This window comes from Pseudomonas sp. Irchel s3a12 (assembly GCF_900187485.1).
Taxonomy (GTDB): Bacteria; Pseudomonadota; Gammaproteobacteria; order Pseudomonadales; family Pseudomonadaceae; genus Aquipseudomonas; species Aquipseudomonas neuropathica.
On record NZ_FYDN01000004.1, the window covers coordinates 232,533 to 247,737 of the forward strand.

A 15,205-nucleotide genomic window follows, 5' to 3' on the forward strand; every position below is an offset into this window, starting at 1 on the left:
TAGGCATGAGACCCGGAGGAATCGTCATGGCCGGACCGACAGTCGGCGCCCAGAATGCGCCGCCTCACTTGTTCCTGCTTTTGCGAGGTTTCACATGTACACCGCCATCGGTTATGCCGCCCAATCGGCCACCACCCCCCTCGCCCCGATGAAATTCGAACGCCGCAGCCCGCGCGCCGATGACGTCGCGATCGAAATCCTTTACTGCGGCGTCTGCCACTCCGATATCCACCAGGCGCGCAACGAATGGGGTATCGCCGTTTACCCGCTGATGCCCGGCCACGAGATCGTCGGAAAAGTCACCGCGATCGGTGCGAATGTCACTCAACACAAGGTAGGCGACCTGGTCGGGGTTGGCTGCATGGTCGACTCGTGCCGCACCTGCGAAGCGTGCCAATCGAACCTTGAGCAATACTGCCTCGAAGGCCCGACCATGACCTACGCCACCCCGGATCGGGTCGATGGCAGCAACACCATGGGCGGTTATTCCGACAGCATCGTCGTCAGCGAGCACTTCGTCGTGCGCATTCCGGAAAAACTGGCGTTAGCCAGCGCCGCGCCAATCCTCTGCGCCGGTATCACCACCTACTCGCCGCTCAAGCACTACGGCGTGAAGGCTGGCGACAAGGTCGGGATTCTCGGCATGGGCGGTCTGGGCCACATGGGCATCAAGTTCGCCAAAGCCATGGGCGCCGAAGTGACGCTGTTCACCCGCTCGGCAAGCAAGGCTGAAGAAGGCCGCCGTCAGGGTGCCGATCATGTGATCGTCTCCACCGACGCCGAGCAGATGAAAGCGGCTGCCGGTTACTTCGACTTCCTGCTCGACACCATTCCGGTGCAGCACGATCTCAACCCGTACCTCGACACCCTGCGCTTCGACGGCGTGCACATTCTGGTCGGTCTGATCGAGCCGATTGATCCACCGGTACACGCCGGCAAACTAGTGATGAGCCGTCGCGTGCTGGCCGGCTCGTTGATCGGTGGCGTCGCCGAAACCCAGGAAGTCCTGGATTTCTGCGCCGAGCACAACATCACCTGCGACATCGAAATGCTCGACATCCGCCAGATCAACGAGGCTTACGCCCGGATGATTGCCGGTGACGTGAAGTACCGCTTCGTGATCGACATGGCGACGCTCAAGGTTTAAACCTTCAGGCCTAGCTCTGCCGACAGCCGGGCTGTGACCCCTTTGATCAGGGGAATCAGCTCGGCCATTTTTTCCAGCGGCATGTACGGCACGGTGCTGGCGATACTGATCGCCGCCACGATGCCCTTGCTCGCATCCCGAATCGGCGCCGCCACGCAGCGGATCGACGGTTCGTTGTCCTCCAGATCGAAGGCGTAGCCCCCGGCGACGTACTCGGTCATACGCTGCTCAAGCTGCTCCCACGACTGCTGAGGATGCTGCGGCCAGAACTGACTCTTCCCACCTGCCGGCAGACTGATGTCGTACAGACGTTGCCAGTCTTTCGGTGAGTCATCGAGCATCAATGCCTTACCAATACCGGTGCGCGCCAGCGGCATGCGATGGCCGACCCGCGAACGCATTTCCGGGCCGTTGCGCCCCGGATTTTTCAGCAGATACAACACTTCATCGCCTTCGCGAATGCCCAAGTGCACGGTGTCACCAGTCAGCGCCGACAACTCGTCCAGATACGGCCCGGCCAGGCTCACCAGCGGCAACTCTTCACGCGCCTGGAAACCCAATTCGATCAGCTTCGGTCCGAGCAGATAACCGACTTGCGGCACCACGCGCAGGTAGCGCTCGTCGACCAGGCAACTGGCCAGCCGATGGGTGGTGCTGCGCGTGGTACCGATCAGCCGGGCAATTTCCTTGAGATCGCGGGCGCCACTGGCCACCGCTTGCACCACACCCAAGCCACGCAACAGCGTCTGCGTGCCGGTGGGCGCGGCGTCCTTGGTTTTTTCCGGAGCGTCTTCCTGCATATCCAGCCTTTTACCGTTGAGCGAAGGAACGGGCGGCATTATGGTCGCCCGACGCAGACCACTACAACTCGATACGCTCGACCTTGCCGACCAGCAGCACGTAGGACAAAGCACCGATCAAGGCGAGAACCGCGATATAGGTGATCGCCGGGGCGAACGAATCGCCGCTGGCAAGGAAACCGATGACGATCGGCGTAGCAATTGCCGACAGGTTGCCGATGAAATTGAACACCCCGCCAGTCAGCCCCAACAACCGCGCTGGCGCTAACGTCGACACCAGTGACCAAGTGATCGAGGCCAGGCCGTTGCCGAAAAATGCCAACGCCAGAAAGGCAATCACCAGCGGCGTCGACTCAACGAAGTTGGCGCCGATGATCGAGGTGGAAATAAGCAGCCCGCCAATGATCGGCAACTTGCGCGCAAACCCGACGGTGTAGCCGCGACGAATCAAGAAGTCGGAAAAGAACCCCGAACACAGCACACCGATGAACGCGGCGAGAAACGGCAGCGACGCCAGCAGGCCGGACTTGATGAAGTCCATGCCGCGATATTTCACCAGATAGGTCGGGAACCACGTCAGGAAAAACCACAGCGTCGAGTTCAGGCAGAACTGGCCGAGGTAGATGCCCCACAATTTGCGCTTGGTCAGGACGATGCCCAAATCGGTCCAGCTGAATTTGGCTTTGACCTTGGCCGACTCTTGCTGAATATCAACTAGACCACCGCCCTCGCGGATCAGGTCGATTTCCGCTTCGTTCGCGCCTTTGAAATCCCGTGGCTCGCGATACACCGCGTACCAGATCGCCGCCCAGATAATGCCGACAGCGCCTGTTGCGACGAACACCATGTGCCAGCCGAATTCATGTTGCAGCCAGGCGAGCACCGGAGTGAGAAATGCCAGACCAACGAACTGTCCCGACGTGTAAAAACCAATCGCCGTGGCGCGTTCCCGCTCGGGAAACCACGTCGTGACCACACGGCTGTTGATCGGATAAGCCGGCGCTTCCAGCGCACCGACCGCCATGCGCAATACAAACAACGCGATGAAACTCGCAGCGAAACCGAGCATCACCGTAGCCACAGACCACAACAACAACGCGACGCTGTAAAGAATGCGCGGCGGCACGCGATCGACCAACCAGCCGCCGGGGATCTGCATCGCGGCGTAAGTCCAGCCGAACGCGGAGAAAATCAGACCGACGTGAATCGGATCGATGCCCAGCTCACTGGTCAGCGCCGGCGCAGCAATCGACAGGTTGCTGCGGTCGAGGTAGTTGATGACCACGGTGATAAACAGCAACACCATGATGAAAAAACGCTTACGGCTGGGCGTGACTAAAGACGCCTGCCCGGTGAGGGTTTGCGGTTGCATGGGGAGAGCCTCTTTTTATGTTTATTGAGGTCGGCCTGAGGCCTGATCGTTCCCACGCTCCGCGTGGGAATGCAGCCCGGGACGCTCTGCGTCCCAAAAGCGCACGCAGAGCGTCCATTGAGGCATTCCCACGCAGAGCGTGGGAACGATCTCATCGGGTGTGTCAGGGACGACTCACCACTCGGCAAAACTGCCATCGGCATGGCGCCAGATCGGATTGCGCCAGCGGTGGCCAACGGCCGCGCGCTCGATCACGTATTCCTCGTTGATCTCGATACCCAGGCCCGGGCCGTTCGGAATCTTCACAAAACCTTTGTCGTAATCGAACACCCGCGGATCCTTCACGTAGTCGAGCAAGTCGTTGCTCTCGTTGTAATGGATGCCCAGGCTCTGCTCCTGGATAAACGCGTTGTAACAAGCCGCGTCCAATTGCAAACACGCCGCCAGCGCAATCGGCCCCAACGGGCAGTGCAGCGCCAGTGCCACATCGTAGGCCTCGGCCATGTTGGCGATCTTGCGGGTTTCGGTGATGCCGCCCGCGTGGGAGGCATCCGGCTGGATGATGTCGACGTAACCTTCGCTCAACACGCGTTTAAAGTCCCAACGCGAGAACAGCCGCTCACCCAGAGCAATCGGTGTGCTGGTCAACGGCGCCAGCTCTTTCAACGCTTCATAGTTTTCGCTGAGCACCGGCTCTTCGATAAACATCAGTTTGTACGGGTCGAGTTCCTTCATCAGCACCTTGGCCATTGGCTTGTGCACGCGGCCATGGAAGTCGACGCCGATACCGACGTTCGGCCCGACCGCGTCACGTACGGCGGCGACGTTGGCCAGCGCCAGATCGACTTTCTCGAAGGTATCGAGGAATTGCAGTTCTTCGGTGCCGTTCATTTTCACCGCAGTAAAACCACGGCTCACCGCCTCTTTCGCCGCACGCGCGGTGTCCGCTGGACGGTCGCCGCCAATCCACGAATACACGCGAATCTTGTCACGCACCTGGCCACCGAGTAGATCACTCACCGACACGCCAAGGGCCTTGCCCTTGATGTCCCACAACGCCTGATCGATACCCGCCAGCGCGCTCATGTGGATCGCACCGCCACGGTAGAAACCGCCGCGATAGAGCACAGTCCAGATGTCTTCGATGTTGCGTGGGTCTTTGCCGATCAGGTAGTCGGACAATTCTTCGACGGCAGCCGCGACGGTGTGTGCGCGGCCTTCGACCACAGGCTCGCCCCAACCGGTCACGCCCTCGTCGGTTTCGACTTTGAGGAAACACCAACGCGGCGGGACGATGAAGGTGGTGAGTTTGGTGATTTTCATCTTTTTGTCTCTCTTGTAGATGCAGCGCACGCAGCGCCAAAAAGTCTTAGCGAAGGGCCTTCCACGCGGCCACGTAGGCCTTGGCATTCACCGCCACTTGCTCCGGGGTCATGCCCGGTTTGAACAGTCCGGAACCGAGGCCGAAACCTTTTACACCGGCATCGATAAACGCCTGCATATTGTCCGGGGTGATGCCGCCGACCGGCACCAGTACCGTTCCCGTCGGCAACACTGCGAGCCAGGCTTTGACGACCGCCGGGCCCATCTGCTCGGCCGGAAACATCTTGAGAATGTCCGCGCCCTCCTCCAGTGCCGCGAAAGCCTCGGTCGGCGTGGCGACACCCGGCGACAGAAACAGCCCCGCCGCTTTCGCCGCACGCAAGACCTTGGCGTCACTGTGCGGCATGACAATCACTTGGCCGCCGGCTTCTTTCACCAGCTCGACCTGTGCCGGGGTCAACACCGTGCCGGCACCGATCAGGCAATCGGCGGGCAGGGCCTTACGCAGGATGCGGATACTTTCGTACGGCGAAGGGGAATTGAGCGGTACTTCGATGACGCGAAATCCGGCCGCATACAGGACTTCTCCGACAGCGGCGGCTTCCTGCGGATGCAGTCCCCGCAGGATCGCGATCAGACCGTTTTGCGCCAATGCTTGCTTGAGCATGTCAGGCCTCCAGTCAGGGTTAACGGGATGAGGAATCGATCAGTCCGGCGGCCAGCGCCAGTTGCCACAGACCACGCTCGGTGGCCTGTTCGGCCAGCGTCACGTTGGCGAAACCGCAGGCAGCGAGGGCACGGCTGTAGCGCGTGCAGAGTTGCGCGTTGCCGATGAGGATGATCGAAGGGAGATTCGGGTTGTTGCGGCGACGCCGCTGAACCGTGGCGAGCGCCGCCAGTTCATGGCCGATCATCAGGCCGGACAGATAATCCGCCTGCGCGGTCGGGCTGAGTTCGCCGGTCAGGCCCAAGGTACGGGCACTGAACAACGTCGACAGCACGCCGAGTTCGCCGTCCGCCGACTGCGCAACCTGCACACCACGGTCAAACGCCAGAGCATCGAACGCCGCCCCCTGCTTCAGGGTACGGCCGAGAATGCTGTGTTCACTGAGCACGGCGAACACTTCGCCGGTCATGAACGTGTCGAAATGGGTGATGCAGCCATCGACGACGTCCACCCATTTCGAATGACTGCCCGGCAGACCGATCAACAGATCAACACCCGCCTCAATCGGCAGATTCTGCAGCACGCCGAGCACTTGGGTTTCTTCGCCGCGCATCACATTCGGCAGGCGCGAACGCTGAATCACACCCGGCACGATATGCACGCGGGTGCCGCGCAGGCTGACAATTGTTTGTAGGGAGTTTCCGAGATTGGCGACGTTCGCCGGCGTCTCGCAGTAGGCTGCTTCACGCCAGCCCTGTGCACTGCCGACCATGCCGCAAGCTATCACCGGTAGATTCGGCTGCGCATCGAGCCAGTCGCCGCACGCCTCGTCGAAGGCCAGTTCAAAACCATCGGCGCATTCGCGACCGTTGATGACTCGCGGAGTCTTCGGCAGTTGCATGATCCCGGACGACAGCGCGCGCTGCTCCAGCACCACACCGTCCGCTGCGAGTTTGTAAGCACGTAATGAGGTCGTCCCCCAATCGAGCGCGATCAATTGCGCCAGCATCGCTTCACCTGTTTTGTTTTTGGCAGTGAGTGCGACGGACTATAGACCTCTCAGACGGGAAATCTCAATATGTAATTTTGCATCCCACATTATGGGATAAAGCAATCATTGCACGCGCTGCTGTTCAATGACGTGTACGAGGTCAGTTGCTGGAATCAGCATTGACTTCGAATAGTATCCCCCGAATGAGTAAGCTGAGGTAAACACTCTGCAAGAGACGGCGTTACGTTCATTTAATAATGCCAGCAGTTCTTCCGCGCTCATGAAAACATTTGAAACGCCCTCATCCTCCTTTCTCACTGCGGACAATCTAGACGTATAAATATGGTCTAAACCAGACTTATCGGCGTCAACCTCAACAAGATTACCAACAAAATAATTAGTCAATTTATCGGAGTTTTCAAATTCAAGCTCTTTATCCAGAGAGCAAAACAATGTTTCACCTAACTGTGTTTCTCCCGTCGCATCCTTAAAAAAATTCAACACATCGGTCTTCGAACTAAAGCGAACACTCCAAGACAAACTATCGCCCCCTGTAGCGACAGAAATGAATTCAATCTCGGTATCAGGAAGAATCGGCCGCTTGGCACAAGAACTACATAGAAGCATCGTCAGCACAATAAATAGTCGTATCATTTTTTCGATTCCAAATATTGAGTCACTCGCTCATAAACTATATCGCACGCAGACTTTCCACTTTGAAGTTTGGAGGCGAACAGCATACCTGCTTGCCGGTGATTCGCACTGACCGCCTCATTTATATTCGGTCCAGATGTCATGATCCAGCGCTCTCCCAAACTGGCAACAGTATCTGAATCGTCTTTTTCCTTGGGGGATGCCAATATATTTATCCAGTAATCTGCCACGGGCTTTGGCGTCGTAAAATAGATATCAGAGAACATCCATACACCTGTACCACCGCCAACAGGATCGAGTGTTACCAACATCTTGACTGTATAACCTCGCTCTTTCAAAATCGAGGTCAAATGTGCACCATTCCACCCCCCAAGGCTATGACCAACAATCACAAGATAAACCGTCTTATCACCTTTTAACGGGCGTATTACATACTTCTCGATATCCTTCTCACCGCGAACATCCTTATAGCTTATATAAGGTAAATTAACGTCGAGCTTTTGTTCCGGAGACAGTCTGTTCGACAACTGATTCCACGCATTTTGCACGTTATGATGAGGAGGTTCATTCTGATAATACTCCTCTTTATCCCCAGCACCGCCAATAAAGAAAACGGCTACCTTTTTCACTTTGACAGTAACTTGCTTGACGCTCTGGTCAGTCTTGCAGGTCAACTCATGGCCAGCCACTTCAGTTTTGCAGTCTCTGAGTGCAGGATTTTCGACTTCCATTTCGATCACTCTACAAACAATTTAATAGTTTCAGCCAAGTGAGAACTCACCATATGGGTAAAGCCCTGCTCATTGGTGATGCCATGTTCTATGCGCCCATCACCTCGCTGGATCGCATACGGATGATCGGGGATAGGCTCGCCAGTCGCCTCGTTAACCACTTGCAACCTGTCCGTAAAATGCACCGGCATCGGCAACAGCCCACTAAACGCTGCCCCTCCGCCACTCTGGCCGATAATCACCGTCCCCGAGCCACCCACCACGACATTGCCGTGGCCTCCGGTGCTGTCGAGCGTGGCGGCATTCAAGCCGTTGATAAAAACGGTGCCGGAAACTGCCCCGGTAATCGGACTGCCGCACGCCGATTTATCGGTCATGCGCGCGGCGGCGAGGCCGTCGAAGAAGACGTTCGGCGAGCCGGAGGCAATCGGGTTGGTGCCATGGCCTGGCAATGGGCAGGCGGTCGGGTCGGTGACGCGTGCAGCGGGTTTACCACTCAATTCAAAGCTCCTTGCTTCAGGGGTTCCGGGTGCGGCTGATGAATATCGATGTCGGTCGCGGCGAACCGCCAGCGGTTGTCGACGGGGTCGAACAGGGCGTGGCAATGCTCACGCCTGTCGGGTGATGCGGCGGTTTGCAGGTGTCGCCAGGCTTCGTCGGTTTGCCAGGCCAGTTCAGCCGGCGAGGCGTCGTCGAGTTCGTTGAGCCAGGCGTTGTAGTTGCGCAGGTGATTACGCTCGTAAGTCGATTGCAGCAGTTCGGCCATTTGTGCGCCGAGGTCGAGATGATGCTGGGCCGTCCACTGGCCGATCTCGGAATAGACGTACCAGCCCATCGGCATCAACCCGCCGTCCTTGAGCAGCGAATGCCCGGCAGGGGCGACGAAACCACAGCAAATGTGCAGCATCAGCCAGCCTTGATGGGCGTCGATAAACGCCGTCGGATCGAAAGTGCGCAGCGGTATCACGCGGTAATCGGCGAGCCCGGCACTGCGCGTCATCAACTCAGCATCGAGGCGTGACACGAACGCACGAATGGCGCTGCCGCCCATGCGGTTTGTCATGCACAGAATGTCGACCGGTTGGCGCTGGGGGTTGTCGCTCGAGCCTGAGTTTTTCACTAGGCCATACAGACGCATTGTCGCCCGTAGTCCGCTCATCGCCGGTCACTCGTTGACGCAGCGAAGGCTCCACGGGCGTGGAGAAGTTGTGCCAGAGGCATTGCAGGTGTCGTCCGTGAGCGCGCAAAAATGGCGCGTAGAATGCCGGACTAGAGCGCTGGCGACAATCGAATTACTGCCGGATTGCCATCATCGTGTTCAACCCTCGGCAAACTCACGCAAAACCTGGCCATCCATGCGGTAGCGCACCCACTCTTCCTGAGGTTGCGCGCCGAGGGATTTGTAGAATTCGATCGCCGGCGTGTTCCAGTCGAGCACGCTCCATTCGAAGCGGCCGCAGTCGTTATCGCAGGCGATTTTCGCCAGGTGACGCAACAAGGTTTTGCCAGCACCGCCGCCGCGTTGCTCCGGGGTGATGTAGAGGTCTTCAAGATACAGGCAATTGCTGCCGAGCCAGGTCGAATAGCTGAAGAAGAACACCGCGAAACCGATTGGCAAACCGTCGCGTAGGCAGATCAGGCCGTGGGCGGTGGCGCCTTCGCCGAACAGGCTGCGTTCGATGTCGGCGACGCTGGCGATGACTTCGTGACGGGCCTTTTCGAAATCGGCGAGTTCAGTGATGAAGGCGAGGATTTGCGGGGCATCGCTGGGGGTCGCCGGGCGGATTTCGATCGTCATGGACGGGCCTTGTCGGAAAAAGGAAAACGCCATACTAAGACGGTGCGCGGCGCTCGTCACATGGCAAAACACACACTACCCTGCGCAATGTTGCAAAAACAGCAGTCCCCTGTGGAAGCGAGCCTGCTCGCGAAAGCGTCCTTTCAGTCACCTGCATTGTTGATTGACAGACAGCATTCGCGAGCAGGCTCGCTCTCACACAGTGACTTCGACAGTCTAAAAGGATGTTTATGAACCTTGAGTTTTTTACACCGGTGGCGGCACTGGCAGCAGAGTTACTGCCTTACGCATTGGAGCCGTCCGACGACGGCGCTCACGACCTCGCCCACCTGCAACGGGTCTGGCACAACGTGCGTACGCTGCATGAAGAAGAAGGCGGTGATCTTGAGGTGTTGTTGGCCGCCGTGCTCTTGCACGATTGCGTGGCCGTCGAGAAGAATTCGCCACTGCGTTCGCAGGCTTCGCGGCTGGCGGCAGATAAAGCTTCGTCAGTGCTGGCCGATCTGAACTGGTCCGAAGAGAAAATCGCCGCCGTCGCCCACGCCATCGAAGCCCACAGTTTCTCCGCCAACATCACCCCGCTCACCCTCGAAGCGAAAATCGTCCAGGACGCCGATCGGCTCGACTCACTCGGCATGCTTGGCGTCGCCCGCACTTTCTACATCGCCGGGCGCATGGGTTCGGCGCTGTACGACCCGCAGGATCCCGAAGCGAAACAACGCGATTACGATGACACACGTTTTTGTCTCGATCATTTCCAGACCAAACTGCTGCACCTCGCCGACGGTTTCCAGACCACCGCCGGCCAGCGTCTTGCGCAGGTCCGTCATCAACGTCTGAAGGGTTTCATGGAACAGTTCAAGGAAGAGATTGGCATTGTTTAAGCCGTTACTCCGGCGTGCGCTGAACCTGACTTCGCCAACTTCAGACCTAACCCGCTCACCTGGCGTGCTAAACAGATGACGCTGAATTTCCGGTCAAGGAACCGCGTCATGTCGCAAGCATCACCCCAGGTATCAGGCAAGCTGTTCGGCTTGTTCTGCCTCGCCAGTTATCTGCTGTCGCTGTCTTACGGCTCGACGTTTTTATTGTCGCTGTTGATCAGTTCTCGCGGCGGCAATGAACACGATGCCGGCAGCGTGATTTCGGCGGCGATGCTCAGTACGTTTGTCGCGGTGCTGGTGTCCGGGCATCTGTCGGACTGGCTCGGTGCGGCGCGTTCGATTGCCCTGTTTGGTCTGTTGCTGGCGGCGGCGAGTCTGGGCTTTGCAATGACGCCGGGATTCGGTCATCTGCTGTTGTTTTTTGGTTTGTTACTGGGCCTGGGCTGGGGGGTGTTTTACACCTTGGGACCGATCATCGTTGCCAGTCTGGTGACGCCGGCGCAACGGGCCAGGTATTTCGCGTTGCTGTCGGGCAGCATGATGACTGGCATCGGCAGCGGCCCGTTACTCGGGCGCGCCGCCAGTGCGTTGGGTATGCCTGTGACCTCGGCGTTTTATCTGGCGGCGCTGGCAAGCCTGATCGGCGCGCTGCTGTTCTGGCAACTCGGCGCAAAACTGAAAAGCACACAGGCGACAACCACCGCGAAAATCAGCTGGCAAGCAACCACTCAAGTGCTGGGCTCGCGCGCCGTGTTCCCGATCATCATGGTCGGTCTCGGCGGTTGCGTATTCGGTGGCCTGTCGAGCTTTCAGACCAGCTATGCCGCTGCGCGCTCGCTGGATTATTCATTGTTCTTTCTGGGCTTCATGAGTGCGGCGATCAGCAGTCGAATGTTGATCGCGGGGTATGTGGTCAAGCGTGACCCGTTGCGCGCGTCGAGCCTGCTGTCAGGGTTGATGTTGAGTTCGATTGTGCTGTTCGCGTTCGGCGTGCACGGCGGGTTCACTTACCTGCTGGCGGCAGTGCTGCTGGGTGTTGGTTATGGCCTGACCTATTCGGTGATCAACGGTCTGGCCGCCAACGAAGCACCGGCCGGCACCACATCACAGGCGCTGTTGCTGTTCAGTCTGGCGTACTTTATCGGCGTATTCGGCTTCCCGTTGCTCGCTGGCAAAATCATCGTCGAACACGGCATGGCAACGCTTTTACACACTGTGTTGGTAGTGGCATTGATGAACTGGCTGATCACCCTTGGTCGTCTGCTCTGGCGTCGACTGAATGTCAAAACCGTACCAGTGATTTAGACCGTTCGTCGTTCATCAGGCACCAAACCGCTCAGAGGGCAGACCAACGACAGGTAAGGATTCCAATCACTGGAGACGCCCTATGATCCCGTCAAGGTTGACCGCTTTCGTATTCAGCGCCCTGCTCTGCCCTGCAGTTTTCGCAGCATCCGCTACCGCTGCGGGCACCGGCCCTACCGACCCGACCCCACCACGCGCCCCCGCCATCAACAGTGCTCCCGGTATGAATACCGATGGTTCCGGCGTGCCCTTGATCAATCAGCCGCCCGCCACCGGTACTGATCCGCGCACCCAGGGCAGTGACCCGGGTCGTCAGGGCGGGATGAACACTCCCGACGCCCCCGCCACGCCTGACAATGCGGGCCCCGGCGTCGGCTCCAAAACCACCACTGGTGGCTCCGGTTCCGAAGGCTCCGGTCAGTAGTTCGCCGACGCGAGCGTCCTATTCAATCCAATGAAGAGGTAACCATGAACGTCGATAAAAACCTGGAAAAAGAAGTCCTCACCCGCCTGCTGCATGCTCATCCGAGTGGACTGGGCAAGGAAGTGTTGGACAATTACCGGGGCGAGAAAGTCGTGGCCAGCGCCCTCGCCGCTTTGCAGGATCGTGGACTGATTCACCACGGGCATGTGACCTGCAACGAGGCTGGCGAACATTCGTTGAACCTGCCGATCAAGCTCAGTGCGGCCGGGGTTGAAGCGGCGCGCAAGCTGGATAGCTGAGCGATATGATCGTGTGATCGTGTGATCGTGTGATCGTGTGATCGTGTGATCGTGTGATCGCTAATCATGCAGGAGCGGCTGTTGGCTGCGATCTTTGCTTTTAGAAGATCAAAAGATCGCAGCCTTCGGCAGCTCCTACATTGGATCTAAGGCGAACAGAAATCCCCTGTGGGAGCGAGCTTGTTCGCGAAAACTATCTATCAGGCGCTGCTGGACTTGCGGATAAACGCATCCACTTCATCTGCCCCCGGCGATGTCGCCGGCCCCCAACGTGTCACCGCGATAGCCGCTGCCGCATTCGCCCGCCGCGCGGCTTCATGCGCTGACAAACCCTGCGCCAACCCGGCGACAAACACCCCGGCATGTGCATCACCGGCACCATTGCTGTCCACGGCTTTCACGGCAAACCCCGGCACATGCCGACGCTCGTTGGCCTCTTGAATCCAGCAACCCTGCGGCCCGTCCCGCACCACCATCAGCACCTCTTTGGGCAGATGCTCAGTCAGACGATCCAGCGCTAAAGCAATGTCTTCAGCCCCAGTAAAGCGCAACGCCTCAACACTGTTGCTGGTCCACACATCAATGCGCGGCAGCAACGCTTTCATCAGCAGCGAGTCCGGCGATTCAACCAACGGGCCCGGATCGAACACCACGTTGATCGACTCCGGTAACGCCAACGTCCAGTCGAGCAACGCTTGGGCCTTGCCTTCGTGGAGCAGGCTGTAGCCGCTGAGATAAACGTAATCGCCCGCCTCGGCCACAACGCTGTTCAGATCCTCTTCGGTCACCTCACCTTCAGCGCCGATGTAGGAAATGAAACTGCGCTCGGCCGACGCATCGGTCAGCGCGACGCACAAACCGGTGTCTTTCAGTGCGGGTTCGGTGATGCCGATGTGAATCCCCTCGGCGTTCATCGCCTGGCGCGCGAGATCACCGAAACGCCCAGTGCCATGGCGACCGAGGTACACCACCGACAGGCCATTACGCACCGCCGCCGCCATCACGTTGAAACCGCCGCCTGCTTCGAAACCGGCCGACTGCGCCAGCACGTCACCGCCAATCTGCGGCAGCTTATCCACGGCCATGACCAGGTCGATAATGACCTGGCCGGTGTGCAACATCTTAGGCATGAGCATTCTCGGTTTGCGCGGCGCGGCGGTCTTTCGCCCCGCCAAGGACAAAGTAAATGCCACCGGCGACCACGAAGGTCACGATCCAGCCGAGGCCGTTGTGGCCCAGCCAAGAGTCGGACAGGAAGCCTTTGAACCAGACGTTTTCAGCAGTGGTGCCAATGGTGGTGAAACTGAAGCCAAGGACGATGGCAATCGCCCAGGCGCCGAACGCGCGCCACTCGATGCCGCCGTGATACCAGTAGGCACTGCTCGGGCTGACGTCGAGCAGGTCTTTCGGGCTGTAGTAGTGACGGTGAATCAGGTCGACGACGAAGATCCCGACCCACGCGGTGATCGGCACCGCCAGCAGGGAAATAAAGGTAATGAACGGGCCGTAGAAACTGTCGGCGATCAGCATGAAGTAGATTGAGCCGGCGAAGATCGCGCCGATATCCACTACCACGGCGTAGACGCGTTTGACCTTCAGGCCAAGGGTCAGCGTGGTCAGACCGGCGGAGTACACCGACAGGTTGTTCGACAGCAACAAGCCACCGAACGCGGTGATCAGGTACGGCACGGCCATCCACGTTGGCAGCATGTCGCGGATCGCCACGATCGGGTCAGTCGCCGAAGCGAGGTCGTTGTTGCCCACCGACAGCAGACCGCCGAGGGTAATCAACAGCACCAGCGGAATGCCCGCACCGAACGCTGCTGATGCAACCAAACGCACGGCTTTGACGCTGCGATGCTGATAGCGCGACATGTCGGCGCCAGCGTTGGCCCAACCAATGCCGGTGCCCGCGGCCATGGTGCCGATACCGATGATCATTGCGCTCATCGGTGCTGGCGTAGCGTTGAACACGGCGCTCCAGTCGATGGTCGCGCAAAGGAAACCACCGACGAGAATGTTCAGCGCGCCGAACACGTAAGTGGCCCACTTCTGGATCACCAGCAGCGTCGCGTGGCCGAGGCCTGATACCGACAGAGTCAGCAGCACGAAAATCGCGATGAAGATCAGCGTCAGTATCGGCGCACTTTTCGCTTCCACTGGCGAGCCGAACAGGATCGAGCACAGCGACAACAGCACAAATGCAGCGGTGGTGGTGTTGACGGTTTCCCAACCCAGGCGCGACATCAGCGAGACCAGCGTCGGGCCGATATTGCCGCGCACGCCGAAGATCGCCCGCGACAAGGTCAGGCTCGGCGCGCGGCCACGGCGACCGGCAATCGAGATGATCCCGACCACCGCGAACGAACCGGCAGCACCGATGATCGCGACGATGATCGCCTGCCAGATCGCCAACCCGCGAAATGCGACCAGCGTGGCGCCCAGTGGCAGACCGAGGATGGAGATGTTAGCGGCGAACCAGACCCAGAACAGTTGCAGCGGATGCCCGTTGCACTCGGCTTCCGGTACCGGTTCGATGCCGCGGGTTTCCAGTTGCCCGGCGCTTTGCCCGACGGTTGATGAACTCATGAAGGTGCTCCTGTTTGCCTTTTTTGTGGTTGTGGCAATGATGCAAAACGACAAGACATCGCGGCCGTCCTCGGCCTGTCTGCGCGATCCATTGCGGGTTGTAAATTCGATTATGCGGTGCGCCTATCGCTGGCAAGCCAGCTCCCACAGGGATCAGGGTGTACACAAATGTGTGTTCACAGCAAAAACCTGTGGGAGCTGGCTTGCCAGCGATGGCGTCA

General features: G+C 58.8%; 17 protein-coding genes. 5 read left to right on the forward strand and 12 right to left on the reverse strand.

Going from position 1 to position 15,205, the window contains the following annotated elements; translation table 11 throughout:
• Positions 1-94 precede the first annotated feature (94 nt).
• Positions 95-1,147, forward strand: coding sequence for an NAD(P)-dependent alcohol dehydrogenase (locus CKW14_RS09125; protein WP_007908332.1), 1,053 nt, complete (start codon positions 95-97; stop codon positions 1,145-1,147).
• Here the strand turns inward: CKW14_RS09125 and CKW14_RS09130 are convergent.
• The 10 genes from CKW14_RS09130 to CKW14_RS09175 all read right to left on the reverse strand — a co-directional run bounded on the left by CKW14_RS09130 (position 1,144) and on the right by CKW14_RS09175 (position 9,483).
• Complete coding sequence (locus CKW14_RS09130) at positions 1,144-1,947, reverse strand: IclR family transcriptional regulator (protein WP_053122534.1); 804 nt, start codon at positions 1,945-1,947, stop codon at positions 1,144-1,146. The genes CKW14_RS09125 and CKW14_RS09130 overlap by 4 nt on opposite strands.
• 61 nt (positions 1,948-2,008) lie before the next feature.
• Positions 2,009-3,319 (reverse strand): MFS transporter, encoded by a 1,311-nt coding sequence (locus CKW14_RS09135; protein WP_095048589.1) that lies wholly within the window; start codon positions 3,317-3,319, stop codon positions 2,009-2,011.
• A 174-nt stretch (positions 3,320-3,493) separates the two neighbouring features.
• The gene (gene dgoD / locus CKW14_RS09140) at positions 3,494-4,642 is read right to left on the reverse strand and encodes a galactonate dehydratase (protein ID WP_007908327.1); all 1,149 of its coding nucleotides are present in this window, start codon (positions 4,640-4,642) and stop codon (positions 3,494-3,496) included.
• Positions 4,643-4,688: 46 nt separating this feature from the next.
• Entirely contained in the window at positions 4,689-5,309 is a 621-nt protein-coding gene (locus tag CKW14_RS09145) for a 2-dehydro-3-deoxy-6-phosphogalactonate aldolase (RefSeq protein WP_095125190.1), read from the reverse strand.
• 19 nt (positions 5,310-5,328) lie between these two features.
• Positions 5,329-6,318, reverse strand: coding sequence for a 2-dehydro-3-deoxygalactonokinase (locus CKW14_RS09150; RefSeq protein WP_095048591.1), 990 nt, complete (start codon positions 6,316-6,318; stop codon positions 5,329-5,331).
• A gap of 105 nt (positions 6,319-6,423) precedes the next feature.
• Complete coding sequence (locus CKW14_RS09155) at positions 6,424-6,954, reverse strand: hypothetical protein (RefSeq protein ID WP_095125191.1); 531 nt, start codon at positions 6,952-6,954, stop codon at positions 6,424-6,426.
• Complete coding sequence (locus CKW14_RS09160; RefSeq protein ID WP_077574055.1) at positions 6,951-7,685, reverse strand: hypothetical protein; 735 nt, start codon at positions 7,683-7,685, stop codon at positions 6,951-6,953. Before CKW14_RS09160 ends, CKW14_RS09155 begins: the two co-directional genes overlap by 4 nt.
• Before the next feature lie 5 nt (positions 7,686-7,690).
• Positions 7,691-8,185 (reverse strand): PAAR domain-containing protein, encoded by a 495-nt coding sequence (locus CKW14_RS09165; protein WP_016986005.1) that lies wholly within the window; start codon positions 8,183-8,185, stop codon positions 7,691-7,693.
• Positions 8,182-8,844, reverse strand: coding sequence for a hypothetical protein (locus tag CKW14_RS09170; RefSeq protein WP_095125192.1), 663 nt, complete (start codon positions 8,842-8,844; stop codon positions 8,182-8,184). Before CKW14_RS09170 ends, CKW14_RS09165 begins: the two co-directional genes overlap by 4 nt.
• 159 nt (positions 8,845-9,003) lie before the next feature.
• The gene (locus CKW14_RS09175) at positions 9,004-9,483 is read right to left on the reverse strand and encodes a GNAT family N-acetyltransferase (RefSeq protein ID WP_007908312.1); all 480 of its coding nucleotides are present in this window, start codon (positions 9,481-9,483) and stop codon (positions 9,004-9,006) included.
• Between the two features lie 230 nt (positions 9,484-9,713).
• On the opposite strand from CKW14_RS09175, the gene CKW14_RS09180 reads away from it, so the two are divergent.
• The 4 genes from CKW14_RS09180 to CKW14_RS09195 all read left to right on the forward strand — a co-directional run bounded on the left by CKW14_RS09180 (position 9,714) and on the right by CKW14_RS09195 (position 12,395).
• Positions 9,714-10,367, forward strand: coding sequence for an HD domain-containing protein (locus CKW14_RS09180; protein ID WP_095048595.1), 654 nt, complete (start codon positions 9,714-9,716; stop codon positions 10,365-10,367).
• A 108-nt stretch (positions 10,368-10,475) separates the two neighbouring features.
• Positions 10,476-11,672, forward strand: coding sequence for an MFS transporter (locus CKW14_RS09185; protein ID WP_095125193.1), 1,197 nt, complete (start codon positions 10,476-10,478; stop codon positions 11,670-11,672).
• A gap of 82 nt (positions 11,673-11,754) precedes the next feature.
• Positions 11,755-12,096, forward strand: coding sequence for a hypothetical protein (locus tag CKW14_RS09190; protein ID WP_007908306.1), 342 nt, complete (start codon positions 11,755-11,757; stop codon positions 12,094-12,096).
• Between the two features lie 44 nt (positions 12,097-12,140).
• Positions 12,141-12,395: a hypothetical protein gene (locus tag CKW14_RS09195; protein WP_092279308.1), complete on the forward strand. Its 255-nt coding sequence runs from the start codon at positions 12,141-12,143 to the stop codon at positions 12,393-12,395.
• 200 nt (positions 12,396-12,595) lie between these two features.
• On the opposite strand, the gene CKW14_RS09200 is transcribed toward CKW14_RS09195, so the two are convergent.
• Positions 12,596-13,525: a PfkB family carbohydrate kinase gene (locus CKW14_RS09200; protein ID WP_095125194.1), complete on the reverse strand. Its 930-nt coding sequence runs from the start codon at positions 13,523-13,525 to the stop codon at positions 12,596-12,598.
• A complete protein-coding gene (locus CKW14_RS09205; RefSeq protein ID WP_095125195.1) occupies positions 13,518-14,984 on the reverse strand; it encodes a cytosine permease in 1,467 nt (488 codons plus the stop codon). The genes CKW14_RS09200 and CKW14_RS09205 overlap by 8 nt, the downstream gene beginning before the upstream one ends.
• Positions 14,985-15,205 lie beyond the last annotated feature (221 nt).

Coding starts and splice junctions, on each gene's coding strand:
- CKW14_RS09195 (WP_092279308.1), top strand. CDS start 12,141: ATGAACGTCGATAAAAACCTGGAAAAAGAAGTCCTCACCCGCCTGCTG.
- CKW14_RS09155 (WP_095125191.1), bottom strand. CDS start 6,954: ATGATACGACTATTTATTGTGCTGACGATGCTTCTATGTAGTTCTTGT.
- CKW14_RS09180 (WP_095048595.1), top strand. CDS start 9,714: ATGAACCTTGAGTTTTTTACACCGGTGGCGGCACTGGCAGCAGAGTTA.
- CKW14_RS09205 (WP_095125195.1), bottom strand. CDS start 14,984: ATGAGTTCATCAACCGTCGGGCAAAGCGCCGGGCAACTGGAAACCCGC.
- CKW14_RS09160 (WP_077574055.1), bottom strand. CDS start 7,685: ATGGAAGTCGAAAATCCTGCACTCAGAGACTGCAAAACTGAAGTGGCT.
- CKW14_RS09130 (WP_053122534.1), bottom strand. CDS start 1,947: ATGCAGGAAGACGCTCCGGAAAAAACCAAGGACGCCGCGCCCACCGGC.
- CKW14_RS09185 (WP_095125193.1), top strand. CDS start 10,476: ATGTCGCAAGCATCACCCCAGGTATCAGGCAAGCTGTTCGGCTTGTTC.
- CKW14_RS09125 (WP_007908332.1), top strand. CDS start 95: ATGTACACCGCCATCGGTTATGCCGCCCAATCGGCCACCACCCCCCTC.
- CKW14_RS09200 (WP_095125194.1), bottom strand. CDS start 13,525: ATGCCTAAGATGTTGCACACCGGCCAGGTCATTATCGACCTGGTCATG.
- CKW14_RS09145 (WP_095125190.1), bottom strand. CDS start 5,309: ATGCTCAAGCAAGCATTGGCGCAAAACGGTCTGATCGCGATCCTGCGG.
- CKW14_RS09150 (WP_095048591.1), bottom strand. CDS start 6,318: ATGCTGGCGCAATTGATCGCGCTCGATTGGGGGACGACCTCATTACGT.
- CKW14_RS09170 (WP_095125192.1), bottom strand. CDS start 8,844: ATGAGCGGACTACGGGCGACAATGCGTCTGTATGGCCTAGTGAAAAAC.
- CKW14_RS09175 (WP_007908312.1), bottom strand. CDS start 9,483: ATGACGATCGAAATCCGCCCGGCGACCCCCAGCGATGCCCCGCAAATC.
- dgoD (WP_007908327.1), bottom strand. CDS start 4,642: ATGAAAATCACCAAACTCACCACCTTCATCGTCCCGCCGCGTTGGTGT.
- CKW14_RS09135 (WP_095048589.1), bottom strand. CDS start 3,319: ATGCAACCGCAAACCCTCACCGGGCAGGCGTCTTTAGTCACGCCCAGC.
- CKW14_RS09190 (WP_007908306.1), top strand. CDS start 11,755: ATGATCCCGTCAAGGTTGACCGCTTTCGTATTCAGCGCCCTGCTCTGC.